At 67.6% G+C, this 26,297-nt stretch carries 18 protein-coding genes and 1 pseudogene; 7 read left to right on the top strand and 12 right to left on the bottom strand.

The features are described 5' to 3' along the window. Positions 1-25 precede the first annotated feature (25 nt). From RS85_RS14300 to RS85_RS14290, 3 genes are all read right to left on the bottom strand, one after another. Complete coding sequence (locus RS85_RS14300) at positions 26-871, bottom strand: hypothetical protein (protein WP_046014117.1); 846 nt, start codon at positions 869-871, stop codon at positions 26-28. Positions 872-919: 48 nt separating this feature from the next. After that, positions 920-2,245 carry a VCBS repeat domain-containing M23 family metallopeptidase gene (locus tag RS85_RS14295; protein WP_046014116.1) on the bottom strand — a complete coding sequence of 442 codons (1,326 nt, stop codon included), beginning with the start codon at positions 2,243-2,245 and terminating at the stop codon, positions 920-922. A 131-nt stretch (positions 2,246-2,376) separates the two neighbouring features. Continuing rightward, the gene (locus tag RS85_RS14290; protein ID WP_046014115.1) at positions 2,377-2,685 is read right to left on the bottom strand and encodes a hypothetical protein; all 309 of its coding nucleotides are present in this window, start codon (positions 2,683-2,685) and stop codon (positions 2,377-2,379) included. Positions 2,686-2,794: 109 nt separating this feature from the next. Here RS85_RS14290 and RS85_RS14285 point away from each other — a divergent pair, with 109 nt between their 5' ends. The 3 genes and pseudogenes from RS85_RS14285 to RS85_RS20085 form a co-directional block, all read left to right on the top strand. Continuing rightward, positions 2,795-3,100 carry a DUF7882 family protein gene (locus RS85_RS14285; protein WP_052703584.1) on the top strand — a complete coding sequence of 102 codons (306 nt, stop codon included), beginning with the start codon at positions 2,795-2,797 and terminating at the stop codon, positions 3,098-3,100. 206 nt (positions 3,101-3,306) lie between these two features. Continuing rightward, positions 3,307-4,683, top strand: coding sequence for a hypothetical protein (locus RS85_RS14280; protein ID WP_052703583.1), 1,377 nt, complete (start codon positions 3,307-3,309; stop codon positions 4,681-4,683). 133 nt (positions 4,684-4,816) lie between these two features. Continuing rightward, positions 4,817-5,008 (top strand): annotated as a pseudogene (locus RS85_RS20085) (response regulator transcription factor); the annotation flags it as partial. 78 nt (positions 5,009-5,086) lie between these two features. Here RS85_RS20085 and RS85_RS14270 read toward each other — a convergent pair. The 3 genes from RS85_RS14270 to RS85_RS14260 all read right to left on the bottom strand — a co-directional run bounded on the left by RS85_RS14270 (position 5,087) and on the right by RS85_RS14260 (position 7,936). Next, complete coding sequence (locus RS85_RS14270) at positions 5,087-6,205, bottom strand: fatty acid desaturase family protein (protein ID WP_200894851.1); 1,119 nt, start codon at positions 6,203-6,205, stop codon at positions 5,087-5,089. Between the two features lie 139 nt (positions 6,206-6,344). Continuing rightward, the gene (locus tag RS85_RS14265) at positions 6,345-6,632 is read right to left on the bottom strand and encodes a hypothetical protein (protein ID WP_152642434.1); all 288 of its coding nucleotides are present in this window, start codon (positions 6,630-6,632) and stop codon (positions 6,345-6,347) included. A 170-nt stretch (positions 6,633-6,802) separates the two neighbouring features. Then, the gene (locus RS85_RS14260; protein WP_046014229.1) at positions 6,803-7,936 is read right to left on the bottom strand and encodes a low temperature requirement protein A; all 1,134 of its coding nucleotides are present in this window, start codon (positions 7,934-7,936) and stop codon (positions 6,803-6,805) included. A 337-nt stretch (positions 7,937-8,273) separates the two neighbouring features. Between RS85_RS14260 and RS85_RS14255 the strand changes: the two genes are divergently transcribed. Then, entirely contained in the window at positions 8,274-9,806 is a 1,533-nt protein-coding gene (locus RS85_RS14255; RefSeq protein WP_046014112.1) for a sugar transferase, read from the top strand. 4 nt (positions 9,807-9,810) lie between these two features. Then, positions 9,811-10,758: a glycosyltransferase family 2 protein gene (locus tag RS85_RS14250; protein WP_046014111.1), complete on the top strand. Its 948-nt coding sequence runs from the start codon at positions 9,811-9,813 to the stop codon at positions 10,756-10,758. An 82-nt stretch (positions 10,759-10,840) separates the two neighbouring features. Here the strand turns inward: RS85_RS14250 and RS85_RS20220 are convergent, their stop codons facing one another. Together RS85_RS20220 and RS85_RS14240 are read right to left on the bottom strand one after the other, a co-directional pair. Next, entirely contained in the window at positions 10,841-16,240 is a 5,400-nt protein-coding gene (locus RS85_RS20220; protein ID WP_046014110.1) for a PKD domain-containing protein, read from the bottom strand. Between the two features lie 196 nt (positions 16,241-16,436). Continuing rightward, a complete protein-coding gene (locus RS85_RS14240) occupies positions 16,437-17,459 on the bottom strand; it encodes a glycosyltransferase family 4 protein (protein WP_046014228.1) in 1,023 nt (340 codons plus the stop codon). A gap of 61 nt (positions 17,460-17,520) precedes the next feature. On the opposite strand from RS85_RS14240, the gene RS85_RS14235 reads away from it, so the two are divergent. Next, positions 17,521-18,708: a DUF1972 domain-containing protein gene (locus tag RS85_RS14235; RefSeq protein ID WP_046014109.1), complete on the top strand. Its 1,188-nt coding sequence runs from the start codon at positions 17,521-17,523 to the stop codon at positions 18,706-18,708. Here RS85_RS14235 and RS85_RS14230 read toward each other — a convergent pair. Next, a complete protein-coding gene (locus RS85_RS14230) occupies positions 18,705-20,039 on the bottom strand; it encodes a hypothetical protein (protein ID WP_046014108.1) in 1,335 nt (444 codons plus the stop codon). The two genes, RS85_RS14235 and RS85_RS14230, sit on opposite strands and share 4 nt — an antisense overlap. Beyond that, positions 20,036-21,430 (bottom strand): polysaccharide biosynthesis tyrosine autokinase, encoded by a 1,395-nt coding sequence (locus RS85_RS14225; protein WP_046014107.1) that lies wholly within the window; start codon positions 21,428-21,430, stop codon positions 20,036-20,038. Before RS85_RS14225 ends, RS85_RS14230 begins: the two co-directional genes overlap by 4 nt. A 117-nt stretch (positions 21,431-21,547) precedes the next feature. On the opposite strand from RS85_RS14225, the gene RS85_RS14220 reads away from it, so the two are divergent. Beyond that, positions 21,548-22,243 (top strand): arsenate reductase/protein-tyrosine-phosphatase family protein, encoded by a 696-nt coding sequence (locus tag RS85_RS14220; protein WP_046014106.1) that lies wholly within the window; start codon positions 21,548-21,550, stop codon positions 22,241-22,243. 33 nt (positions 22,244-22,276) lie between these two features. Here RS85_RS14220 and RS85_RS14215 read toward each other — a convergent pair whose 3' ends face one another. Further along, the gene (locus RS85_RS14215; RefSeq protein ID WP_046014105.1) at positions 22,277-23,425 is read right to left on the bottom strand and encodes a glycosyltransferase family 4 protein; all 1,149 of its coding nucleotides are present in this window, start codon (positions 23,423-23,425) and stop codon (positions 22,277-22,279) included. A gap of 90 nt (positions 23,426-23,515) precedes the next feature. After that, positions 23,516-26,260: a right-handed parallel beta-helix repeat-containing protein gene (locus RS85_RS19895; protein WP_046014104.1), complete on the bottom strand. Its 2,745-nt coding sequence runs from the start codon at positions 26,258-26,260 to the stop codon at positions 23,516-23,518. Between the last annotated feature and the right edge of the window lie 37 nt (positions 26,261-26,297).

Raw genomic sequence — 26,297 nt, 5'->3', positions numbered from 1 at the left:
TGCGCAGCGGGCTCTCGAAGTACGCCTAGAGTTCTTCGACCGCCTGTCGTGCGTCGTCGACCTCGACGGCGGCAGCATCCGCTCGCTCTGCGGCTTCGATGCGATGCGTTTCCACGGTCGGCTTCTCCTTCCGCAGCTGCTCCGCTTCCTTTCGCACTTTCGCGAGCCGCGCCTCGAGGTCGGCCTCCTCCTCGGAGAGCTCGGCGGCGCGGGTCTGCAGCGCGTCGAGCGCCTTGTCCTGCTTCGCCAGCTCGCGCTCCGCCGCCGCGAGCTCCTTTTCCGCCGCAGTGACGCGCTTCTCGGCCTCGCGACGCAGGCGGCGGGCCTGCAACTCGTCCGCCGGTCTCGCGGGCGATGGTGCGAGAGCCCTGATCTCCCCCGCGACGGCATCGCGTACGTCGTCGGCGCTCGCGGTCGGCTCGAGCGCTCGAATGAGGCGTCCGGAGGCGACGGCGGCAGCGGCGTCAGGATCGAAGAACGCGGCCGAGATGGTCTGCTCGACGGCCTCGAGGGTCGCCGGCGTGATGCGCTCGCCACGAGACCCCGCGAGATCCGCGGCGGTCTCGGCCAGCCTCCGGGTGAGCTGGCGACGCTCTCTGCCGAGGTTCGCGAGGGCGGGAGCGTCGAGATCTTCCTGCGCCTCGCGGAGCTCGGCGGCGAGCTGCAGCGCCTGGTCCAACTGATCGGAGCGCTCCTGCGCGAAGACGTTCACGACCCAGGCCGCGGTGGACGGCTTGCGCAGGGCACGGATCTCCGCGGCGACAGTGGCATCTTCCGCTTCCTTGGCTCTGGTGTTGCGCGCGGAGACGAAGTCCTCAGGAGGCCCGGAGCAGAGTGCCCTCGCGATGTCCTCGAGCGTAGGGTCGGCCATGCGCCCACGATACGCGGAAGCGACCGGATACCGACGTGTGCCGGACCGCTATCGGATCGCGAGCTGATCAGCCCAGTCCGAGCTGACCAGCGTTCTCTTCGAGAATCCTCCGGCACCGTTGCCGGAGTACAGGAACAGCTCCCCCGCACGGCTGCGGCCCAGAAGATCGGCACGGTCATCGCCGTCGTAGTCGACGCCGCCGGTGACCGCCGTCACCTCCAGCCATCCGCCGCCGACCATGCGAGCCGCACCGAAGCCGCCTGCCACCCCCGGGTAGTAGTAGAGATCGCCGGTATCGGCGACCCCCAGGATGTCGCCACGCCCGTCGTTGCCGAAGTCGCCCCCCACCACGTAGAGGAATCCCTGCCAGCCGGTACCGACGACCGTGTACGGCCCCCCGAATCGGCCCGTGCCGTTACCCGGATAGACGGTCATGACACCGTCGGATGCCACGCCGAGCACGTCCTGCCGACCGTCGCCCGTGAAATCCGCTCCCGAGGTGACATGCAGCATGTCGAACCAGCCATCGCCCGGCGTCGTCACCGCCTGGAACCCGCCGGCTCCCGTACCGGCGTAGAACTCGAGGATGCCGTCGGCGCGGGCAGCGAACAGATCGGCCTTGCTGTCACCGTTGAAGTCGGAACGGGTGACGTGCCTCCTGGTTGCACCCCATCCTGCGAAAGGCGTCGATGCAGACTGGAAGCCGCCGGTTCCCGTGCCAGCGCGGAGTCTCAGGTCGCCGTTGCCCGCGACGACGAGCAGATCCGACTTGTCATCTCCGGTGTAGTCGGCGGAGGAGACCGTAGAGCCGGGACCGGAACCGAGACCGGGGAAGACCAGCGGGATGAAGTTGCCGACCGTCACGTTGGAGAGGCAGGTGAATCCGCCGTTGATGGACGTGTAGACGGCCCCGTTCAGCCGCACCTCGAAGTGCAGGTGGTAGGCCGAGGTGGCCCCGGTCTTGCCCACGATCCCGATCTGCTGACCCCGGGTGACCCGGGTTCCCGGCGCGAAGAAACCGGGCGCGTTCATGTGGGCGTAGCGGGTGACGTACCCGCCGGGGTGCTCGATGTCGACGTAGTTGCCGTAGCCGCTGTGGTACGTGCGGGTCTTGACCACACCGTCGTAGGCGGCGACGATCGGGATGAAGGCTCCGCCGGTGATGTCGATGCCCTCGTGAGCGCGGTAATTGCCGCGGCATCCGTCGCCGACCTTCGACTGGATGTTGCCGGACGAGGGATACACCATCTGACCGTCGGTCGCCGCAACGGCCGGAGCGCTGCCCGAAAGAGAGGGTACGAGAACTCCGAGGACCAGGGTCAGGGCGACGATCATGCCGACACGCGCGAGACGCCAACGGGATGCTCGCTTCATCTCGGAGTGCTCTCTTGCTCGTTCGGCCCCAGGGACTCTGTGTCCTCCGCCGTCACCGTACCAGTGGCCGAACGGTCAGCCCGTGAGCATCGCCCTGCATCGCGCAGAAACCGTCGAATCGATCGCCGTCGTCAGAGGAGGTCGTAGGCGCCGCCGAAAGGTGCGGAGTCATCGCCGTTGTCGCGGTGGTCGAACTCGACCGTGTCCACGGAGATCACGACCTTGGTCCCCTCCGACATGAGGACGCTCACCGAGCGGTTCCCGACCACGATGAATTCGACGAACCGCGGTCCCGATCGCACGGCGGCCTCGATCGCCCCTTTCAGAGCGTCGAGATCCTGGCCTTGAGCCAGCAGGAACCGGACGTCGTCGACCGTGACCTGGGTACGCACCATGGTCCGCGTCTCACTCATTCCGCTCGCCTCCCCGTTGTCCGTCATCCGCAGAACGTAGCCTGACGCATTTCTCTTCAGAAGGGGATTGCGCACGCGGCGATTCCCGGGCATACGACGATGCTCGGGGCCGTGCCGCGCGGTGTACCTTTCATTCATGGGCAGACTCCGTTACGACGGCACCTCGGAACCGATCCTCATCGAGGACAAGACGCTGGCGCATCTGAAGATCGTCATCGCGACCAAGCTCCGCCGCCAGGAGAGCTTCATGATGACGTGGCGCCCGATCGACCACGCCGTCGACCAGCGGGCCACGGTCTGGATCCATCCGGCGATCCCGCTGCAGTTCGGTTTCGACAGCGCAGATCCGCCTCCCGTCGATCCGCACCTGATCGCCGACATGATGAAGGCCCTCAACGCCACCGGAGAACTCGTGCTGGACAATCTGGTCGCGGGGCGCTGAGACGCCATCGCCGCCCGTGGAAACTGAGCGCGCATGAGACGGCAGACGCAACTAGGCTGGATGCGCACCAGCGCTCGGCCTGACCTCCGCCAGGTCTCGGCCGTGGCGTGAGCCCCACACGACCTCCCCAACGGCCCACGCGCTCCCGCACGACGGGACGGACCCGCAGCTCCGCGACGTGGCCTCGTCAGAAAGGCTTGAACCTCATGAGCGAATCCTCCGGCAGCAACGATCGCGACGAGCGGTCGCCAGACTTCTTCGATCAGCTGATCGAGACCAACCCGCGCGAACCGCAGGCGCCGTTCACTGTGGGATTCCGCGGCTATGACAAGGGCGAAGTGGATGCCGCGCTGAGCACCCTCCGCACCGAGCTCGACAAGCTCAAGAGCGACCTCGCCGAGACCAAGGCGCGCGAGACCGAGACGGTCGAGACGATTCGCGCCGAGGAACGGTCGGCTCGCGAGGCTCTCGAGGGCGAGCTCACCGCCGCAGCGGCCAAGGCGTCCGACGCCGAGCAGCAGATCGCCACGCTCACCTCGGAACTCGTCGACGCGCCGCAGCCCGACGGCAAGGAGGCGCCGTCGCGTCAGCAGTTCGAGGCCATCCTGCGCGTCGCCGAGGAACAGGCCAACGTCCTCATCCAGAACGCGGCAGTGCAGGCCGACCGGCTGATGTCGTCGGCTCGGGAGGAGGTCACCGCACAGCGCGCAGAGGCACAGGCCGATGCCGAGCGCATCACCGCCCAGGCGCAGCGCGACGCCGACCAGGTGCGTCTGAAGATGGACACCGAGTACGCCGCGCACGAGGCGCGCATCGAGCGCGAGGCCGCGCACGCCGCCGAGAAGGTGAACCAGGCAGCGCAGGAAGCGACCGCGATCCGCACGGAGGCCGAGAAGGGCGCTGCGGCGCTGCGCTCGCTCGTCACCCGTGAGACGACCCAGCTGCGTGCGGATGCCGAGCGCGAGGTGCGCGATATGAACGCGCGGGTCCTCGAGTTCGAAGAGACGCTGACGCGCCGACAGGACGATGCGCAACAGGAGTTCCTCGTGCTGCACAACCAGGCCGTCGCTCACGCCGAGCGCATCACGACCGACGCCAACGAGCAGGTGGCCGCCTCGCTCGAGCACGCCCAGCGCATCTCGGCCAGGGCCGAGGATTACGAGCGTCTGACCCGCTCGCAGGCGCAGACGATCGAGGCCGACGCACGGCTGCGCGCTCGCGAGATCCTCGACCGGGCGCGTGTGAAGTCTCAGAAGATCGTCGACTCGGTCACCGGCCACACCACCGCCGTGCTGCATGACGCCGAGGACCGCACCCGTCAGCTGCGCTGGCAGCAGCAGCAGCTGACCAGCTTCATGGCCGAAGTGCGCGAGCTGATCCGACCGGACGGCCTTTTCTCCGAAGAGGCACTCCCGGAGGTCACCGAGTCGGCTCCGACCACCGACGCAGCAGCATCCGCCGACGAGACGTCCGGCGACGAGTTCCGCGGCGACGAGGTGCTCGAGGACGAATTCGACGACGACCGCCCGCTCGAGAAGATCACGATCGACGTGGTCGACGCCGACGAGAGCAGCAAGCGCTGACACGTTCCTCCAGGGTCTGAGGGCGGCATCCACCGATCGGTGGATGCCGCCCTCATCCGTTCCACGGCCGTCGCCGGACGCTCCCGGCGGGCAGTGTGAGAGGCATGACAGAAGACGTGATCGAGGTTCGCGGCCGGCGCCGAGTCCGCGTGAGCGCGAGGTGCTCCGCCTGGTCGCCAGAGGCCGCAGGAATCCGGAGATCGCCCGCGAGCTGTTCATCGGCGAGGCGACCGTGAAGACGCATCTGCTGCACGTCTTCGAGAAGCTCGAGGTCTCGCACCGCACGAGGGCGGTCACACTGGCGCCGGAGCTCGGTCTGCTCTGAGCCGATCGCGCGGGCCGCGCACAGAAAAGCCCGGCACCGCGGAGAAAGCTCTCGCGATGCCGGGCTGATGCTGAGCTGTTACGCCCGGCCGAACTGCGCGACGGCGGGGCAGTCGAACGGGTCCGCGCCGGCGGAGAGGCCGACCCGGTTGAGGTAGTCGATCACGATCTTGTACGAACGCAGGAGGTTGGTCTCCGTGTACGGCACGTCATTCGCGAGGCAGTAGTCGCGGACGATCTCCCGCGCCTTGGCGAGGTGCGGACGCGGCATGCTCGGGAAGAGGTGGTGCTCGACCTGGTAGTTGAGGCCGCCCATGAGCCAGGTGGTCGCCCATCCACCGCTGATGTTGCGGGAGGTGCGCACCTGCTTGGTGAAGAAGTCGAGACGGGCGCCGGGCTCGATGATCGGCATGCCCTTGTGGTTCGGTGCGAACGCGGCACCCATGTAGACACCGAAGACGGCGAACTGCACGCCCAGGAAGGCGAACGCCATTCCGAGCGGGAGCATCATGAACACGGGAACGAGGAGGAGCACGAAACGAGCAGCGATGATGCTGAGCTCGATCCAGCGTCCCTTGACGTTCTTCGTCGTCAGAAGGTACTTCAGGCCGAGGAAGTGGAGGTTCAGCCCCTCGAGCGTGAGCAGGGGGAAGAAGAGCCAGCCCTGCTTGCGGGTGATCAGCTTGATGAGACCCTTGGCCTTCGCGGCATCCTCTTCGAGGAACGAGATCGTGTCGACCTCGATGTCGGGGTCTTTGCCGACCTGGTTCGGGTTTCCGTGGTGCTTGGTGTGCTTCGAGTCCCACCACGCGTAGCTCATGCCGATGAAGGCGATCACGATCCGGGCGAGCTTGAAGTTCGCCGGGCCCGTGGTCAGGATCTGACGGTGCGCCGCCTCATGACCGAGGAAGGCGATCTGCGTGAGGACGATGCCGAGGCCTGCGGCGATGAGCAACTGGAACCAGCTGTCGCCGAGCAGGATGAAGCCCGTGATGAGACCGCCGAGCGCGACGGCGATGCCGGCGGCGACGGCGACGTAGAACCACTGCGCCCGTCGGAGGAGACCTGTCTCCTTCACGACCTGCGAGACCTGCTTGTAGGCCTGCGCCATCGGGGGGAACTCAGCGTTCCCGGCGTACGTCTGACGAATCGGTCCCAGCGTTGCTGCGGTCGTTTCGACCTTGGTGATGGAGATGATGCTCTCCCGTCGATCGGAGCCCTTGAGCTATGGAAGCCCAAGGCGACTGCCCAACGCTTACCTCACACTAACCCCGGCCGCATGCGCCTCCGGGAATACATTCGCCCCCCTTGACGGGGCGCGACCGATGTGTTTTCGGTCAGGCTCGCGCGCGCCGCGGCCGACGTCGAAACGCGATGGGCAACTGACTCCCGCGGCCGTGCGCGCGCGGCGTGCGGACCTCGTGGTTGCGCTCGAGTGCGGAGCGGGCGTCGTCGAGGGAATCGAAGGCGCCGAGCTCGGTGCCGTGGTTGTCGCGCACGAGGTGGGCGGTGCCGTCGAACTCGACGAAACCGGCGAACTCGCCGGCACGGGTGGCGACGTGGACGTCGGCGTCGGCCTGCTTCCAGGCCAGCGGATCGGACGGGGGAAAAGTGGTGATGCTCATGGTGGTGCTCATTGCTGTGTGGCGGGCACGCGTGGGCGCTCCGCAAGTTGTGAGATTCAGAGCGGATGCCGCGCGCATCGATGTGCGTGGTCCGTGATGGCCCTGATCAGTGGCGACGTGGCGGCCGAGAGGGGCACAGCACACACGTTGCTCCATCAGCATAGCAGCATTCAGTTTTCGTCGCGCGGCACCGGGGGACGAAGGACCAGAGTCACCACGACGATCACCAGGATCAGTGCCGACAGCGTCACCGGGATCGGCAGCACCGGATCGAACAGCACGAGAAGCGAACCGACGGGCACGACCGTGTTCACGACCCGATCCGCGTTCTCGCGGATCGCGATCCACCAGATGCCGATGAGGAAGACGGCGATGGGCACCGTGACGGTGAAGGACGCGGCGAGGTTCGAGATGCGACTCTCGTGGGTGAGCACGTCGATCTCCACCTCGATGCCTGCCGAGAACGCGGCGGCAGCGGCGAAGACGAAGTAGTGCGTGTAGCCGTAGCGGAGCGAGCGGCGGAAGGACGAGATGGCGCGGTGATGCGGCGGCCAGAAGTAGATCCACCAGAGCGATGCCGTGACGACCAGCGTGAGCACCGAGATCGCGATGAGCGGACCGAGCGCGTCGACCTCGTCGAGGGCGTCGATGATCGCGTTCGCCGAGGCGAGGAGGCTCTCGCCGAGCACGATCAGGGTGAACAGCCCGTACCGCTCGGTGATGTGGTGCGGATGCCACGGCGTCTGCCTGCGGTGCTCCGCGAACACCGGCACGCTGATCTCGATCAGCGCGAAGATCACGAAGGCCGCGATCTGCAGCGTACCGGAGGGAATCAGCAGGAACAGGATCCAGAGCACCTGCACGGCGGCGATACCCAGGGCATACCGTCGCGTCGCCTCTCGCAGAGGGCCTGCCGCGCGGGAGGCGCGGAGCCACTGCCCCACCATCGCGACGCGCATGACGATATAGCCGAGCACCGTGATCGTGAAGTCGCCCTCGTCGAAGGCTCGAGGGATCCCCGCGGCCAGCACCAGCACGCCTCCCATCTGCACGAAGGTCGTGACGCGATAGAGCCAGTCGTCGGTGTCGAAGGAAGTGGCGAACCAGGTGAAGTTCATCCACGCCCACCAGATCGCGAAGAAGAGCATCGTGTAAGAGGTGACCCCGTGCAGGAAGTCACCGTTGCTGAGTGCGTGATGCAGCTGGGCCGAGGCGATGCTGACCGCGACGACGAAGACGAGATCGAAGAAGAGTTCCAGGGGGCTGGCGGCGCGGTGCGGCTGAGCGGGGTCTCGGGGCGCCATCGGGCGGAGCTGGAAGCGCGGGGCGTCGGGGTTCGCGGTCACCGCGTCAGAATAGCCGTCCGAAAAAACCGATACATCCATTCGGCAGATAAACCTTCCGCTGGCGCCCTCCTTCCGCTACAGTGATCTGAGTCTGCTGTGCCTGCTGCTAGCGACCGCCGTGTGGGACGGCGAAATGCACTCCGTGAGTGGGATCACCGAGTTTCAGCAGGACCCGAGGGGTCGGGACGCAGACGATTGCCGTGAACGTGGGGTTCATGGTTTGGGGAAATCTGGGGAAACAACTGATGTCGCACTGGGGATTTTTGCGTACATTCACGGCTCAAGGGGCCTCGGCATGACTTCCGTCGAGGATGCTCTGAGCATCTCTCGTCCGGGCGCGGTCTTCATGCCGATCGCTGCTCCGAGAGCGACCAAGTCGGTGACGCGCACGGTGGTCACACCCCGCGCCTCCGCAACTCTGGAAAGACGCCGTCAGTGGGAGCGTCGCTATCGGATGCGACTGCGGATCACGGATGCGGCCGTCATCCTGTTCGCCGTCGGCCTGACCGCGACGGTCCAGCTGATCACCGGCGTCGCCGGGCTTGAGGTCCTTCGCGACGGCATCCCCCTCGCCGCGCTCTGGTACCTCATGCTCAGCGCTCTGCACACGCGGGACGCCGCGTTGTTCCGTGCGAGCGCCACCGAGTACCGCGGCGTGGCTCACGCCAGCGGGCTCGCCTTCGGGATCATCGCCATCGTGGCGGTGCTGCTCGCATGGGAGTCGATGCAACTGACGCTGCTGCTGGGGCTGCCGGTCGGTGTGTTGACACTTCTGGTGACCAGGTGGTTGTGGCGCCACTGGCTCCAGGCGCAACGAGTGTCCGGGAGGTTCACCTCCCGGACACTCGTCGTGGGGAACAGGGATGACGTCGAGTACGTGGTGCGCACGCTGCATCCGATCGGCGCGTCCGGCTACCAGGTGGTCGGCGCGACGCTCCTCGACGGCAATGCCCGTGAGGTGGAGATCGACGGCACGAGGTTCCCGGTTCTGGGGAACGTGAACACCGTGTCGTCGGTCGCCGCCGAGCTGGGCGCCGACACGATCATCGTCGCCAGCCGTCCCGAGGGCGACCCCGAGTTCGTGAAGCAGCTGAGCTGGCAGCTCGAGGGCACCGCTGCCGAGCTCGTCTTGTCGAGCCGGCTCACCGATGTCGCCGGCCCTCGGATCTCGTTCGCTCCGGTCGAGGGGCTCCCGCTCATCCAGGTGCAGATCCCGACCTACGAGGGCGGACAGCACCTGCTCAAGCGCGCTCTCGACATCGCCGTCGCCGCGCTGGCTCTCGTCCCGATCGGGCTCCTCGCGCTTCCTCTGGCTCTGCTCATCAAGCTCGACTCTCCCGGCCCCGTCTTCTTCTTCCAGGAGCGGGTCGGGCGGGACGGCCGGCGGTTCAAGATGATCAAGTTCCGCTCGATGAAGACGGATGCCGAGCAGCAGCTCGCCGCTCTGAAGGAGCAGAACCAGGGCGCCGGCCTTCTGTTCAAGATGAAGGACGACCCCCGGGTCACCCGCATCGGCCGCGTGCTGCGCAAGTTGTCACTGGATGAGCTTCCCCAGTTCTGGAACGTCCTCATCGGGAACATGAGCGTCGTGGGCCCGCGTCCGCCCCTGCCCAGCGAGGTGACCGCCTACGACGGCACCGTGTTCCGTCGCCTGTACATCAAGCCGGGCATCACGGGTCTCTGGCAGGTCTCCGGTCGCAGCGATCTGTCATGGGATGAGAGTGTGCGTCTCGACCTGCGCTACGTCGAGAACTGGTCGGTCATGAACGACCTCCAGATCATGTGGCGCACCGCGAAGGTCATGGTGCAGCCCCGCGGGGCATACTGATCGGATGAGCAATTCGTCGCCGCAGGGCGAAGGTCCGCCCGTCCTGGTCGCTGTGACGACATATCGTCGAACCGAGTTGCTTCCCGCTCTCGTCGCGGCGATTCGCGCTCACGCGGGCAGCGCGATCGGCCGTGTGCGCATCGCGATCGTGGACAACGACCCTCTCCGCTCGGCGGTAGACATCGCGACTGACGCCGGAGTCGACTACGTGTCGGAACCCACTCCCGGTATCGCCGCTGCGCGGCAAGCGGCGCTCGACGCCGCCCGAGTCGGGGAGCTGGTGGCGATGGTCGACGATGACGTGATGCCCCAGGCCGGATGGTTGGAAACGCTGATCGAGGTCTGGGCCTCGCATCGCCCAGCGGTCGTGATGGGTTACGTCGAGTATGTGTGGCCAGACGGGACCGACCCTTGGATCGTGGCCGGCGGCTTCATGCGCCGGCGCCGCCGCAGGACCGGCCAGTACCTGGACGCCCTCGCCACGGGGAACGTGTTGATCGACGCAACGCAAGTGCGGTCGATGGGGGTGCGATTCGACGCCAGCCTCGGACTCGCCGGCGGGGAGGACATGCTCTTCGGGAAAGCCGTGCTCGCGGCGGGGGGGTCCATCGTCGCCTCGGCCGACTCTGTGGTGAGGGACGAGATCCCTCTCGCTCGCACCACGAGGGAGTTCGTACGCCGACGCACGGTCTCGCAGGGACAGATGCGCACCACGCTCCTCACCCGGAGCCGCTCCCCTCTTCGCAGGGTGCTCCTGCGTGCCCTCCATCTGGGCGGCGGAGTGCTGCGCCTGATCGTCTTCTCCATTCGGGGCATGCTGGCCCACTGGCGCGGGAACGTCGCGGCGCATGCGGTGCTGCAGCGTCGCGCCTGGTTCGCCGAAGGACGCATCCTTGGCGCCCTCGGTCGAGTCACTCCCGAGTACGCGCGTTCGACCACCGGCACCGCGTAGAAGGCTGCGCCATCGCCTGGAGCGCGAGGTGGACAGAGAGGGGGTGTGAGGCCGAAGCCGCACACCCCTCCTCCGACAGTTTCTACGGCTGCGGCACCACTGCGGCGAAGCGCTCGAAGGAGAGCTTCGTTGACGCGTTGGTCGACGCCGAACTGACAGCGGTCTTGATACCGACTCCGCCCGCAGCCTGCATGGCCGCTGTTGCATCCGTTCCCTGCAGCTGCCATGCGAGCGGCTCCGTCTGGCCCTCGACCCATGCCTTGGCAGCAATGGTCGTCGGGTTGGTTCCCGTCACCGAGAGGCGCGCGTGCAGCACCTGCCCCGCGACATAGGCGGTCGGGAGAACGAAGCTGTTCCCGATGGCCGTCTCGTCGCGGAGGATGTACATGCGCACCACACCGGCCGGCTCGAGCCGCAGGCGAGCTGAGTAGACCGACGTCCCGACGGTGCGGCCGTGCAGCGTGATGCTGGTGGTTCCACCGACCGACGCCACGTCAGCGGCGAAGGTGACATCCAGCACCGTGTTGGTGGCGGACACGGCGAGGCGCGCCTCTCGAGTGTGCGACGGAGCGAGCGTAACGACGCCCTGCCCTGCCGCCACCGAGAATGCGGCGTTGCCGCCAGTCGTCGCCCAAGCACCGCCGAGGTTGGAAGTGCCCCAACCGCCTGTCACGGCTCGGTTGAATTCGTCCGTCGCCAGCGGAACCGGAGCCGCCGGGTCCGGCGGGTTCACCGGTGCCGTCACCGTCACAGGATTCGTGATCGAACGCGTCGCCCCATCATCGTCGGTCACCGTGAGCGTCACGTTGTACGTGCCGGACACGGCGTACGCATGCGACGCGGTCGCACCGGTCGCGATGCCCCCGTCGCCGAAGTTCCAGGCGTACGAGGCGATGGTGCCGTCTGAGTCGCTCGAGGTCCCCCCGTTGACGTTCGCGGTGAGCCCGCTCGTCGTCGAGGTGAACGCGGCCGTCGGCGCCTGGTTGGCGGGCGGAGTCACCGTGGCGCCCGTCACCACCTTGTAGTCGTCGATCGAGATCACCGTCGACACCGTCGACACCGAGCTGACCGCCATCTTCAGCCCCACAGAACCAGCCGTCTGCAGAGCAGCCGTGGTGTCGGTCGCCTGCAACTGCGGTGAGGCGGGCTCGGTCGTTCCGGTCCGCCATACCTTCAGCGAGAGGTTCGTCGGCGACGTGCCGCGGACCGACAGCGCGAGCGAGAGCTTCTCACCGGCGGCGTAGTTCCCGGCCAGCACGACGCTGTTACCGATCGCGGTCTCGCCTCGCAGGAGGTAGAGCCGGATCGCACCGCTCGCCTCGATCTTGACACGCCCCGAATACGTGTCGCTTCCCACCTGACGGCCATTGACCGTCAGGTTGAACGCGCCGCCGTTCGTGGCGTTGCTCGAGCCGATCGTGAGCGACGTGACCGTCTGGGTGCCGGAGGCTCCGGCCAGTCGTGCTTCCCGGGTCGCCGCGGGAGCCAGCGCGAACTTGCCCACGCCGTCTCCGACGGAGAACGCCGCCGCGCCGCCGGTCGTCGCCCAGGCGCCGCCCACCTCAGCTGTGCCCCACGACGCCGTCGTGGTGCGCTCGAAGGCATCCTTCGCGATGACGTCTTCGGTCGCCGCAGAAGCCACGATGACCGAGGCCGTGACCTGATGAGTGGCCCCGTCGTCATCCGTGACCTTCAGAGTCACGGTGTACGTGCCCGCCGTCGCGTACATGTGCGTCGCAGTGGCACCGGTAGCCGTGGCGCCGTCGCCGAAGTTCCATGCGTACGCGGCGATCGTGCCGTCGCTGTCGCTGGATCCGGCGCCTTCTGCAGTGATGGACATTCCGTCCGCCCCCCGGACCACGTTGGCCACGGCGGTCGGAGCGACGTTGGCCGCTTCGACCAGGACCGACTTGGTCGTTGTCGCCGAGCCGCCCCGGTCATCCGTCACCGCGAGCGACACCTGGTAGGTGCCTGCTGCGGCGTAGGTGTGCTCGGCGGTGGGCCCGGTGGCCGTCGCGCCGTCACCGAAGTTCCATGCGTACGCGGCGATCGTACCGTCAGTGTCCGTGCTGGCCGAGGCATCGACAGAGAGTTTCAGGAAGTCCTTGGTCTCGCTGAACGCGGGCGTCGGCAACACGTTCGGGTTCCGGGCGATCACGTCGTGGCTGATCGAGGATGTCAGCGAGCCGCCATCACGAACCGTCAGAGTCACCGTGTAGGTGCCGGCCGCATCGTAGACGTGGGTCGGGGTGACGCCCGTGCCCGTCTGTCCGTCGCCGAAGTCCCAGCTGTAGTCCGCGATCGGTCCTTCCGGGTCGCTCGACGTCGATCCGTCGAACGCGACAGAGAGATCCGTGGTCGCCGCGGTGAACTGAGCGACCGGCAGCTCGTTCGGCGTGCCCGTCGCGCCGAGCTGATAGTGCTGGAGAACCTGGCTCGCCGTCAGCGGAGCCGCGTACACGGCCGGCTCATCGAGCGTGCCGACCCAGAAGGGGTCGCCTTCCCAGGTCGTGTCTCCTCCGAGCCGCCAGTAGCCGCTGTACTGGTCGGCGGTCGAGACCTCGTTCGAGGCCACCTCGACACCGTCGACGAACAGCTGCATGCCGCTCGCAGACTGCTGCGCCACTACATAATGCCACTGCCCGTCACGGTAGGTGCTCGGCGCGGTCAGGATCTGCGTTCCGCCGCTGTAGACGCCGAACTTGAGCCGGCCGGCCCCATCCATGTAGATGTGACGGTCGTAGTTGGAACTCGCATTGGCATTGTTGGAGTTGCTGTTGCCGAAGCCGATCAGCTTGCCGCCACCGCTAGAGGTCGTCTTGAACCAGGTCTCGATCGAGTACGTGTTCGGAGAGACGTACTGACGGTCGCTGATCACGTTCTGTCGATTGGTCCACGTGGAACCGACCTTGGACGAGGTGAAGCGGATCGCCTTGTCGGTCGTTCCGGCCAGAGCTCCGGTCTGTCCGCGCTGAATCGACGCGTTGCCACTGGTCTTGTACGCTCCGGTGCTGGCGTCGCGACCGGCATCCGCCGCGACGGTGCCGGAGGTCTCGTTCAGACGCCAATAGAACGTCGGATCGAGATCGAACACGGCCTTGCCGTATGCGTCGGCCGGCGCTGCCGGCAGCGCTGACGTGCGCCCGGAGGCGACCCAGTGGGCATCGACGTCATTCCGCGAGATCGCGGTCGGGTACACCGCAACGTCCGCGATACGCCCGTTCAGGAAGTTCGAGGAACCGGCCGAAGGCCAGCCACCCTGGCTGTCTCCCCCGACCCGCCAGTATCCGCTGTAGTCCTGACCGGTCGTCGTGTCGGTGCGCGCTCCCACGCGAACCCCGTCGACGTACAGCACCATGCCGGCGGAACTCATCGTGCCGACGACCTGATGCCATTTTCCGTCGTTGTAGCCGCTGCTGCTCGTGAGAGTGCGCGTGCCACCCGGATACACGCCGAAAGTGATCTGACCGGTGTTGCTCAGGTAGATGTGGCGGTCGTAGCTTCCGGAGACCCCGGTCGCGTTGTTGCCGAAGCCCACGATCTTCCCACCGCTGGTGCTCGTCGTCTGGAACCATGCCTCGACGGAGAACGTGTTCGGCGCGACCTCGGAGACCGACGACGCGGCCGTTCCGTTCGAGCCGTTGAAGGCAGTGGACGCGGAAGCCTCTCCCTGCACCTGGCCGGGCAGGCCTCGCGTCGTGCCACCTGCGAGATTGAGGTCGTTACCCGCCATCCAGTCGATCGCGGAGGCACCGGAGGTCTCGTTCAGAGGCCAGTAGTACTTCGGCGCCGCGTCGAGGATCGCGGAGTTGTAGGTGTTCGCGGTGCCCGACGTCGCAGCAGTCACCGACGTCCAGTCAGAGGTCGTCGAGTTGCCGTTCGGGTCGGTGACCTTCACGCGGTACTCATACGCCTGCCCGCCGGTGACCGCGGTGTCCGAGAAGGTCATGCGCGGGCGGACCCAATACGTCGAGTCGGCCGTGGTCGTGTAGATCGGCTGCGTGATGTCGCGGCGGTACACGTCGTAAGTGAGCTTGGCGTTGTCGGCGTCGTAATTGGCCGACCATGCCACCCGCACCTGGCTGGGGCGGAACGACTGCGCGCTGATCTGGTACGCGCCGCCCTTGATGGTGGGGCCGACCTTGTTCGGCGCCTTGCCCGGCTTCGCGAAGCGCACGAGGCCCTGCTGAGCAGTACCACTCGCGGCCGTGAACTCGCCGCCGTAGAGGAGGTAGTCGCCGCTGCCGGTGACCGACCAGGCCGCCTGACTCATTCCGGAGACCGTGCCGGGCTGCCACGTCGGGTACCAGTGCAGCAGCTTGGCGGCAGGGTTGCCGGTGAAGCTGCGGTAACCGTAGATGTCGGGCGTGATCGTGCGGTCCGACGGGTTCTTGTCGAAGGCGAGTGAAAAGTTGAAGTTCCACGGATCGAGCTGCGGGAACTCTCCGATGTTGCCGCAGTAGTGCGAGTGCGCCGCGGTGTAGAGCACGCCGCCGGTCGGGTACACCGAGTAGGTGTCACCGTGGCAGTCCTCCATCCAGACCATCGAGCCATCGCTCCAGTTGGCGCGGAACGCGCCCTCGAAGTCGTCTTCCGTCTTGGAACCGCCGAAGTCGTAGCCGCTGCCGTACACGCTGTCGCCATCAGAGGCGAGGGAGTAGATGGACGCGCCGGTCCCCCCGTTGCGGATCACGCTGTTGATCGCCCAAGGAAGGCTTCCGCCGGTCGTCGCGTCCAGCGCCGCCATGCCGCGGCCGGGATTCGTCGATCCGTTGGTCGAGGTGAACGATCCGGCGATGACGACCTTCGACTTATCGGGCGAGACGACGACGGCGCGTGCGCCGTACCCGCCGGCGAGCACCGGATTGAAGGCCTGTACGGCGCCCGTCGACGCGCTCAGAGCGGCGACGCCGGTACGCGTGGTGTTGCTGATGTTCGAGAACTCGCCGGTCACGTAGACCGTGGTGTCGGTGGCGACGATGCCCTGGACGACCGTGTTCGTGCCGGGGGTCCAGTTGCCGATCAGCTGCCCGGTGGCGGTGTTGAACGCGGCGAGTCGATAGCGGTTCTGGCCATCGACGGCGGTGAAGCCGCCGCCGATGTAGAGGCGGGATCCGTCGGGTGAGACCGCGGCCGCGAGGATGCGGCCGTTCACCTGCGGGTTGAACGATGCGTCGAGCACACCGGTCGTGATGTCGTAGGCGAGGAGGTTCGAGCGCGGGGTCTCGTTCGTTCCTGCCGCCGCGCCCGCGGGGCGCGCGCTGGTGAACTGACCGCCGGCGTAGACCTTGTTGCCTGCCACCGCCTGCGCCCACACGATGCCGTTGATCTGCGTCGTCGGCAGCGGATCGGCACTCACCGTCGCCGGCAGCGTCGGATCTGTCGGGGCCGTGTCGGCCTGCGCAGCAGGCGCAGTCAGCATCGTCCCCAGGAGACCGAGTACCAGAGCGGTGACGACTCCGATCGCGACACGACGGAACATTCCGGCCCGTGAATTGAAATCATGACCGATCGAATCGAGTCGTTGGACTCGCATAGCGCCTCCCCAGGCACTGCCGCATGGCGGCAAGCAGATTGAAATCCCCCAGCGTCCCCCATAGACGCATCCGCGCCAACGATAGCGCACTCGGCCCAGTCGCGCCATGACGAGTTTCGGCGAGTTCTCCTCGAACCGCGTGTCACTCCGCGACGGAGAGGAGAAGCGTGGAAAGGTGCGCGCACATCACCTGTGTCCGGAAGCTCTCCTCGACGACTCGACGGCCGTCCCGCCCCATCGCCTCGGCACCGGCGGGATCGTCGAGCAGGGCGATCAGACGCCGGGCCATGGCGTCGGCATCTCCGACCGGCACGAGGTTGCCCGTCCGCCCCTCGGCCACGTACTGCCCCATGCCCGGCGTGTCGGTGTTCACGACAGGGCGCCCGGTCGCGAGAGCCTCCAGGGTCACCGTCATCCCCGACACGTGGAGGTTGGGACGCGTGGCGGTGGCAACGACACTCGCCGTGCCGTAGAGCTCGCGCAGCTCGCGGTGAGTCATCCGCTGTACGACCTCGACGCCGTCAGGCGCGCCCGACGCCGAGGTCTGCACGACGAGTTCGACGTCCGGTCGCGCTTCGCGCACGAGCGCGAGCGCGCGGAAGAGTGTCTGCGGGTCTCGATCGCGGTCGTTCCCGATGCTCACGATCCGCGGCTGCGCGGGATACGGGCGGGGTGAGAAGAACTCGGCATCCACTCCGAACGGGACCGCGACGACGCGCGGCCCCCTCGCACCGAACAGCTCGCGCAGCGGCTCGACCTGCGCCTCGCTGAGAACCCAGAGCGCCTCGGCGCGACGGAGCACTTCGATGAGTCGAGCGGGAACAGCGCCCCGCTCGATCAGATCGGTGAGCCAGATGACTCCGGAGACGAAGCGCTCGTGCGGGCGAGTCACCTGCAGCCGGAAAGCGGCGTTCTCGTCCCAGGTGAAGGCCAGGCCGACGCGCGAACGGGGTCCGAGGCCGGCGCGCGCCCGGAGCCGCGCGAGGCGGTCAGGGGCCGGCAGATCGAGCACGTGCACGGGGGCGAACTCGCGGACTCCGTCGAGCCCGTACGGCCAGACGCTCGGCACCTCCCCGCGGGAGTGCCGCTCCTCCCACACGCTCACCGATTGCTCGGCGGGGAAACCCCACGACAGGGGACGATCGGCTCGGTGCGATGCAGACACCGCCCCAGGATAGTCGGAGGCCAGGACGAGGCTGCGGCCCCGGCTCGGGCATACTGAGGCGATGCGCTCCGATTCGATCTCTTCGACGCCGCCGCTCCGCATCGCACTGATCGGCACGCGCGGCATCCCCGCCGCCTATGGTGGTTTCGAGACCGCCGTGGAAGAGGTCGGACGCCGTCTCGTGCAGCGCGGTCACCGTGTGCTCGTCTACGGACGTGACGCCGGCACCGTCGGCGAGACGTATCTCGGCATGCGGCGCGTGACGCTCCTCGCGGTTCGCCACAAGGCGCTTGAGACGCTGAGCCATACGGCGCTCTCGACGCTGCACTCGATCACCAGGGGCCGCCCCGACGCGGCCTTCGTTTTCAATGCGGCGAACTCGCCGTTCCTGCCCCTTCTCCGCGCCCGCCGCATCCCGGTCGCCCTCCATATGGACGGCCTGGAGTGGCGTCGATCGAAGTGGGGTTCGCGCGGCAAGGCCTACTACCGCTGGGCCGAGGCGTTCGGCGTCCGGCGTGCGGACGCGATCATCTCCGACGCGCCGGGGATCGCGGACTACTACGAACATCAGTTCGGCGTCGACAGCGAGCTGATCCGCTACGGTGCGCCGTTGCTCGACCACGCCCCGGTCGCCGGCATCCACGAGCTCGGCCTCGAACCGCGCGGGTACCACCTCGTCGTCGCCCGGTTCGAACCGGAGAATCATGTGCGGGAGATCGTCGAGGGCTATGCGGCATCCGAGGCCGTCAAGCCTCTCGTCGTCGTCGGCTCGGCTCCCTACGCGGCGGAGTACACGGCCGCGATCGAGCGCATCGCCGCAGCGGACCCGCGCATCCGACTTCTCGGAGCCGTCTACGACCAGGAGCTCCTCGATGCGCTCTACCACCACGCCTCCACCTACCTGCACGGGCACTCCGTCGGCGGCACGAATCCCTCGCTGCTCCGCGCAATGGGAGCCGGCACAGCGGTGATCGCCTACGACGTTGTGTTCAACCGCGAGGTGCTCGACGGACGCGGTTGGTACTTCACCGGTCCGGCCGATGTCGCCCGCGCGGTCGATGCCGCCGAGGCAGACGACGACGCGGTCATCGAGGACTCCGCGGCGCTGCGCCGCCGCGCCGCTGAGGCCTTCTCCTGGGACGATGTCACCTCGGCGTACGAGGACCTCGCCGTCCGCATCGCTCGCGGCGAGTCCATCCACTCCGCAGCGCGCCGCGCGCGCCGCGCCCAGGCGGACTGGCCCGGTTAGTCGACGTCGGTCGGCGTCTCCGCCTTCGACTGAGCCTCGACCCCGAGCAGACGGTCGCGGTGTCGATGGATGTAGATCGAGTACGGAATGATCTGACACACGGTCAGTGCGAAGGACACCCCGATCAGGGGTCCGACGATTCCGAGGATCGGTGTGAGCACGATCGACAGGACGATGCTGACGGTCGCCATGGCGAGCGTCGGGATGACCTGGAACCGGATGCCCGGCTTGTCCATGATGAACATGCCCAGCGGGTAGACCGCTGCCGTCAGCATGATCATGCATCCGAACGAGAGGATCGTCAGCGTGCGCACCTCGAGCTCGCCCTGCGTGATGAACTCGAACAGCCAGGGCGCGACCAGCCAGACCATGAACGTGGCCGCCGCGATCGCGCCGGCGAAGATCAGCGACAGGAGGAATGGGCCTCGACGCAGTTCGCCCTTATGGCGGAGACGGGCGAACTGGGGCCACAGCGCGACCCCCGCCGCCATGACGAGGCCGTTGAGGGCGAAGAAGACCTGCCCGGCCACGCCGTACTCCGCGACGTCGACGGGGGTGCCGAACTGCGCCAGCACATAGCGCTGAGATCCCACCGCGATCGGATAGGTGATCATCTGCGCCAGCATCGGCCAGCCGACGTCCATCACGCGCACACCGCGGACGCTGCGGAAGCGCAGCAGCATCCGCAGGGCATCGGGGATGAGCGGCGCGGTGGATCGGGTGACGAGCAGGAATCCGACGATCGCCGAGAACAGCGACGCCCCGTAGGAGGCGATCGCGAGATAGGCGTCGAAGTCGCGGCCGCCGAAGGTGAGCATGAGCCAGACTCCGCCGAGGGTGACAGGGGAGATCGCGCCCTGGACGAGGATCACGATGTGGTTGCGGCGCTGTCCGAGAAGGATGCGGAACCACACGCCCAATGTGATCGAGAGGCTGAAAAGGCTGATGCAGAGGAAGGCGGCGAGTGAGGCACCCGGGATCGCGCCCGCGTCGCCGAACAGCGCCCGCCATCCGCCGGTGACGAGCAGCACGGTGTTGATCAGCATCAAGCCGGTCGCGAACATCAGCAGTACGCGGCCCACCGAGGTGATCTGCAGCCGCAGAGTGCGGTCGGCGCGGATGTCGTCGCTGGTGGCGACGGCGTTCACGAGGACGGCGCCGCTGCCGAGGTCGGTGAACGTCAGCAGCGAAGGGATCGTGATCAGCAGGGAGTACAGCGCGTAGTGCTGGATGTCGGTCTCGCCGAGGATCATCCGCGTCGTGATCACGCCGCAGACGAGCGAGATCACCATGGTCAGCGCACGCGCGCTGAGAGCGCGGACGGAGTTCACTGCGACGAGCCGGGGGCGCCGCGACGGAACAGACGCCGGCCGAGACCCGTGGAGCGATCGTCGGTGTAATACGGGTTCTTGGCGGCACCGCGCACGCCGTTGAGCACGATACCGAGCACCGGGGTCCTGGTCGCTTCCAGCGAGGTGAGCGCCCGGGTGAGGTCGGCGCCCTTGGTGCGGTTCGATCGCACGACGAAGAGCGTGCCGTCGGCCATCGTCGACAGCCACAGCGCGTCACTCACCGACAGCACCGGTGCGGTGTCGATGATGACGTAGTCGTAGGACTCGCGCGCTGCCTCGACGACGCGATGCAACCCGCCACTGGACAGCAGCTGGCCGGGGTTGGGCGGCTGCGCGCCGGCGGTCAGGATGTCCAGGCCCGGTCGCCCCCACTGCTGCACGGCCTGGTCGAGCTCGGCATCGCCGATGAGCACGGTCGTGAGCCCCACCGCGCCCTCCAGCTGGGTGTAGCGGGCCGTGCTCGGACGGCGGAGGTCGGCCTCGATGAACAGGACCGATCGACCGCCCTCGGCGAGGGTGATGGCCAGTCCGAGACTGACCGACGACTTGCCTTCCTGCGCCGAGCAGGAGGTGACGAGGATGACTCGGCGGTGCTTGTCGACGTCGACGAACTTGAGGCTGGCGGCGACCTGTCGCATCGCTTCCGCCACCCGGCCGTCCGGTTGGGAACGGATGACTCGAGCGATGGCCTGGCTGTCCGAAGCCTCGGGGATCTCGCCCAGGAGAGCGACCTCGGTGACCTCGCTCAGCGAGCGCGCCGTGGTGATCCGGGTGGCCAGGCGGCGACGGAGCACCGCGAACACGACACCGGCGACGAAGCCCACTCCGGCGCCCAGGATCACGTTGTTGCGCGTGTTCGGAGAAACGGGCACTGTCGGTGTGCGCGCGGCGGAGATGGTCTCGATGCGCACGGCGGGTTCGCCATCGGCACTCGTCGGCGAGACGTTGCGCACCGCGTCGGCGAGCTGGTCGGCGATCGCGTTGGCGGTGTCGCTCGCGGTCTTGCCGTCGGCATCCGTGACGCCGATCTCGATGACGACCGTGTTGAGCGGCACGTTCACGTCAACGCGCCGCGCGAGGCGGTTCGGCGTCTCTTCGAGACCGAGGTTCTCGATGACGGGATCGAGGACGGTGGGCGAGCTGACCAGGAGCGTGTAGGTCTGGACGAGGCTCTGCACGTAGTTGGACCCCTGCAGCAGTTCGCTCGTGTTCTCACCACGGGTGGGAATGACCATCACCTGGGACTCGGCGCGGTACTCGGGGTCGACGAACTGCGAGTAGGCGTAGGCGGATCCTCCTCCGACCAGGGTCAGGAGGACGATCACGATCCAGTGGCTCTTGAGCGACTGGAAGTAGTCCTGCAGTGTCATGTGTCCCCGTATCCCCTCGACACAGCGCGACGCGAAGTCGCGCGATGCGCCATCGGCCCCATTATCGCCTATGTTGGATGATCGAACCGGAGTCGACGGTTCCACGAGGGGGAACTTGTGACGCACAGACTGATCTTCGTCTGCGAAGCCAACGTCTGCCGATCGCCGTTGATGGAGATCGTGATGCGCGCTCAGACCGGCGCGGGCGACTGGCAGATCTCGAGCGCAGGGACGCGCGTCGGCCGGGGCGCCCTGGAGATCTGCCAGGTCTCGGCCTCCATCGCCGCCGAGGAGACCGATGCCGCGTCCGCCGAGACGCATCGTTCGCAGGCGGTCGATATCGATGACCTGCGCTCCGCGGACCTGATCCTGACCGCGAGTCGCGCCGAGCGCTCAGTGGTGGCCACGCTTGCCCCGGAGGTGCGCTCGCGTGCGTTCACGCTGCGCGAGGCCATCCATCTGGGTGCCGAGCCGGTGCGGCAACCCGAGCTGGAACTCGTGGCACAGTTCGATTCACTCGCCGACGATGAGCGAGAGCTCCGGGTCTACGCCGATGCCCTGCACACCAGACGCGGCTTCGTCACGCTGCCCCCGTCGCGACGCTCGCTGTTCGGTAGGCCCGGCCGCGAGCCCTACGACATCGCCGACGCCCACCACCGATCGGACCGCGAGCACCACGCGATGCTCCGTGTCACCGTCGGGGATGTGAAGAGCTTCCACGCCCAGGTCACGGAGTTCCTCAGCGCCTCGCCGTCGGCACCGACCGCGGTGAAGGATGATTCCAAGCCCAAGTCCAAGGCGAACGCGCGCTGACGACGGCGGCCGAGGAGCGACGCCGGCGCTGAGTCAGTCGCGCGCGAGCTCCTTCATCAGGTCGGCTACAGATCGGCGATAGGCGTCAGGGGCGAAGCGCTGCAGAGCCGCTTCGCGGGCGGATGAGGCGCGCGATCGGTAGGTCGCCCAGTCCGCGGCGATCGTCGCGAGCGCGTCGGCCAGCGCCTCGGCGTCCCCCGGCTGCACGAAGAGGGCAGCGGAGTATCCGCCGACGGCCTCCCGCAGCCCGGCGATGTCGCTCGCAACGACCGGCCGCGCCGCCAGGATGCCCTCCACCGCGGTGTTTCCGAAGGATTCGTCCTGGCGCGAAGGGACGACGACCACATCTGCTCCGGCGAGCACCGGCCAGATGTCGGCGCGGAAACCGTGGTGGGTGACCTGGTCGCCCAGACCGAGTTCCTTGATCCGGGCGGTGAGAACCTCCTCGTACGACTCGTTGCCCGCGAACACCGCGCCGATCAACTGCAGATCGGCTTCCACTCCTCGTCGTCGGAGAAGGCCGATCGCGTCGAGCGCCACATCGGGACCCTTGCGGTGCGACATGCGCCCGACGTACACGACGTGCAGGCCGTCGAGGTCTTCTCGTGGCGCGGGGACGTCGCTCGGAGAGGCGACGCCGTTGGGGATCACCGTCGCACGCCTCGCGAGCGCGGGGATGCTGTCGCCCACGGTGCGGAGGGTGAACTCACTGTTCACGATGAGTCGATGGGACGCGAGGTGCGGGGCGTAGAGGACGAGGTTCACGACGCGCGCCGCCGAGGCCTCCGCCTCGTGCACATGCGTCACCGTCGGAACCCGCAGGAGCCGCCCGACGATCGGCCAGAGGGGAAGCACGATGGTGCTGACGTAAAGAGCCTTCGGGCGCAGTCGGCGCACGATGGTGACGGCCGCGACCGTTCCGCGGATCGCGTCGCGCACGGTTCGCAGCCAATTGCGCGGGTGGAGGACGGACTTGCGCAACGCGAACATCGGTGGGATCAGCACCTCGACGCCGGCCGCTCGGAGGTGCTCGACGAGCGGCCCCGGCTCCGGCAAGGCGACTACCACGCGCTCGTCGGCCCGGGTGAGTGCGACCGCGGTCTCCAACAGCATCCGATCGGAGCCGAAGAGCTCCCACCCGGCGTGGACCAGCAGAAACGGCGAACGCGTGTCGTGTGTCACGTCTCCATTGTGCCCGCTTCCACCCGGCGTTCGTCCCGGACGCGATCCGCCCGCCATGGTCCGGCGGACGATGGCGGGCGGAGGCGGTCGTCAGTTGCCGCTGCCGAGGAGCTCGGCTCCCGTCGTGAGCCCAAGCAGGGTCGCGACCTCCGGAAGGACCGGCAGAGCGATCGAGGCGTTGGCCTTGATGTCGTCTGCCATCGACGCGAACGGCTCCGGCTTCGCGGTCATGGCGTTGGCCCATGATCCGTTCTTCGCGGAGGCGAGCGCCTGGGGCGTCTGGAACGTCTCGTAGACGTCACCGGAGCCACCCCACGTCACCATCGAGGGCCCGCCGGCGGAACTGCTGAACAGGTTGCCCGCGATGCTGAGGTTCCAGGTGTCCACGGCGCGGCCCGTCGCCGTGTCATGAGCGAAGATGGCCCGCGGACCTCCCGCGCCGAACACGTTGTTGCGGATGTCGATGTTGCGCGTGATCCAGGTGACCGTCGGGTCCGCGCCGCTCACCCGTGGGTCGCGACCCACGCGGTGCGTCGCCTGACGACGTTCGTCCTGCATCAGGTTGATGTCGTGCCGCGAATTGTTGCCGAGATCGTTGTTCGTGATGAGCACGTTCTCGGTGTCGAAGATGCGGATGCCCTCCTTGTTGTCGAACACCTGGCTGCGGGCGATCGTGACCCGCGAGGACAGTTCGGCATGGATGCCGATCTCGGTGTTGCCGTTGGAGGTGACGTCGACGATCTTCACGTCGAAGCACGACTCGTCGAACCAGGTGCCGCTGCCGATGTTGCGGCTGGTGTCGACGTTGCTCATGAGGACACCGCGCGAACGCGTCACCTTGATGCCTCCGGCGACCGGAGAGCCGTTGAAGTGCTCCACGTTGTTGTCAGTGAAGAGCGAGTCGGTGACTTTCGAGTCGTACGCCGTGGTGAGCGAGAACCCGAGCAGCCCGTTGCGACGGATCGTGAGGTTGTCGACCGTCGCACGGTCGTTGCCCACGAAGAGTCCGATCGTGGCGTTGTCCTCGATCACGAGGTCGCGCAGGACCGTCCCGACGTTGTGCATGCGCACGGTTCCCAGCACGTCGTACGACGTCGCGTAGCGACGCACGCCGAAGCCCTGCAGGACCGAGTTCGCCGACTGGACGTTGAGTGCCTGCGGGAGGTCGCTCACCCGTACCTGGCGACCGGCCGGGTCGGTGCCCAGGATCAACCGGTCGGAGGCGTAATCGACCGCGAACGTGCCCGCGACGACCTCCGCCGCCGATGCCACCTGCTTCTGCGCCACCCCATCGATGAACAGCATGTCGGGACGGTTGGCCATGGGGTACTTGGGGTCGACGAACCAGCTCGCGTTGCCGTTGAGCATGTCACTGCTGAACTCGGACTTCCATCCCCCGCTCTCCCACCTCGAACCGGACTGCGTCCACGACGTGACGCTCCTCGAGCCGTCGAACCACACGGCCTCACCGGGGTAGGCCTGGATGACCAGGGTCTTGCTGAACGGCACGTTGACGGACTCGTGATACTCACCACCGCGGATGACGATCGTCGATCCGGCGCGGGACGCGTCGACTGCGGCCTGCACGGTGCGGAAGGGCGACTCCGCAGAGCCGTTCTGCGCTCCGGACGACGAGGCGCCGTTCACGAACACCGCGCCCGTCGGAACCGCGTAGGTCGCGGTTCCGACCGTCGCCGCGCCGCGCGAGGACGTGTTCGGCTCCGGCTGAGGCTGCTCGGGCTCTGTGGGCTGCTCGGGCTCTGTGGGCTGCTCGGGCTCGGCCGGCTGCTCGGGCTCGGCCGGCTGCTCGGGCTCTGTGGGCTGCTCGGGCTCGGCCGGCTGCTCGGGCTCGACCGGCGGCTCGGGCTCGACCGGCTGCTCGCCGCTGAGCGGCGTCGTCGCGACCACGGCCGACAGCGAGTCGATCTGCAGAACGGTCTGTCCCTTCGCGCTGCTGGAGGCGTAGCCCCAGACGGCGAGGCCACCCGGCGCGGAGAGGCGCGCTGCCGAGCGGTCGGTGGCGATGAGCTGGGGCGCTCCCGGAGTCTCACCCTGAGGTGTGAGACGCGCTTCCAAGAGGACGTCGTCGGTGCCGGTCACGGTCGCGTCGAGCGTGAACCAGGTGTCGCCGAGCAGGCTCTCAGGCACAGCGACGGAATTCAGCTCCGTGTCGATGCGGTCCTTGCTGCGCAGGACCGAGAGCTGAACCTTCCCGTCCGCGTCGGTGACCACCCGCAGGCGATACGACGATCCGTCGCTCTGCACGCGTGTGGTGTATGCGTAGTAGCTGCGTCCGCCGTTGGCCTTCAGGCGGATGTCCGCCGAGATCTTGACGTCGCCCGCCTGAACCGCACGGGGAGTCAGATACGCGGACTCGCCAGGGTTGAGCGAGAGCGTCGCCGCCGAACCGTCGACGCCCGCCACGTCGTTGCGCGACGACCACGACGAATACGCGAGATCGTTGTCGGAGCGACCCCACCCTGCCGCAGTGCTGCGGGTGAAGTCGTCGGCGAGCAGTACCGTCGGCGCGGCGAGGGCGGATGGCGCTGCCTTCTGCTCGGCGGCTGGAACGTCGGCGGTATCCTCGGTCGGCTGTTCGGCCGGCTGATCAGTGCTCTTCGCCTCGTCGACGCCGTCGGCAGCAGGTGCTGGGGTGTCGCTGGCCGTCGGCGCGGAGTCCGCGGTCGACGACGGGTCCGGCTCGGGTGACTCGCTTGCCTGAGCGGGAGCGCCGAAGAGGCCGGCGATCAGTGCTCCGGCGGCGATGGCTGCCGCGGTGCTCGCGGCGATCGTATGGGAGGGGTGGGATCGGATGGACTTACGTCGCGAACGCAACTGGTTCTCCTTGGGGGTTTGCCCGCGTACACCGCGC

Origin of the sequence: Microbacterium sp. SA39 (genome assembly GCF_000967865.1) — a bacterium.
Classification (GTDB): domain Bacteria; phylum Actinomycetota; class Actinomycetes; order Actinomycetales; family Microbacteriaceae; genus Microbacterium.
This window is presented reverse-complemented; position numbering and strand designations above follow the sequence as displayed.

Excerpts from the sequence above, each read along its gene's own strand:
- RS85_RS14300 (WP_046014117.1), bottom strand. The coding sequence starts at position 871 with ATGGCCGACCCTACGCTCGAGGACATCGCGAGGGCACTCTGCTCCGGG.
- RS85_RS14295 (WP_046014116.1), bottom strand. The coding sequence starts at position 2,245 with ATGAAGCGAGCATCCCGTTGGCGTCTCGCGCGTGTCGGCATGATCGTC.
- RS85_RS14290 (WP_046014115.1), bottom strand. The coding sequence starts at position 2,685 with ATGACGGACAACGGGGAGGCGAGCGGAATGAGTGAGACGCGGACCATG.
- RS85_RS14285 (WP_052703584.1), top strand. The coding sequence starts at position 2,795 with ATGGGCAGACTCCGTTACGACGGCACCTCGGAACCGATCCTCATCGAG.
- RS85_RS14280 (WP_052703583.1), top strand. The coding sequence starts at position 3,307 with ATGAGCGAATCCTCCGGCAGCAACGATCGCGACGAGCGGTCGCCAGAC.
- RS85_RS14265 (WP_152642434.1), bottom strand. The coding sequence starts at position 6,632 with ATGAGCATCACCACTTTTCCCCCGTCCGATCCGCTGGCCTGGAAGCAG.
- RS85_RS14260 (WP_046014229.1), bottom strand. The coding sequence starts at position 7,936 with ATGGCGCCCCGAGACCCCGCTCAGCCGCACCGCGCCGCCAGCCCCCTG.
- RS85_RS14255 (WP_046014112.1), top strand. The coding sequence starts at position 8,274 with ATGACTTCCGTCGAGGATGCTCTGAGCATCTCTCGTCCGGGCGCGGTC.
- RS85_RS14250 (WP_046014111.1), top strand. The coding sequence starts at position 9,811 with ATGAGCAATTCGTCGCCGCAGGGCGAAGGTCCGCCCGTCCTGGTCGCT.
- RS85_RS20220 (WP_046014110.1), bottom strand. The coding sequence starts at position 16,240 with ATGTTCCGTCGTGTCGCGATCGGAGTCGTCACCGCTCTGGTACTCGGT.
- RS85_RS14235 (WP_046014109.1), top strand. The coding sequence starts at position 17,521 with ATGCGCTCCGATTCGATCTCTTCGACGCCGCCGCTCCGCATCGCACTG.
- RS85_RS14225 (WP_046014107.1), bottom strand. The coding sequence starts at position 21,430 with ATGACACTGCAGGACTACTTCCAGTCGCTCAAGAGCCACTGGATCGTG.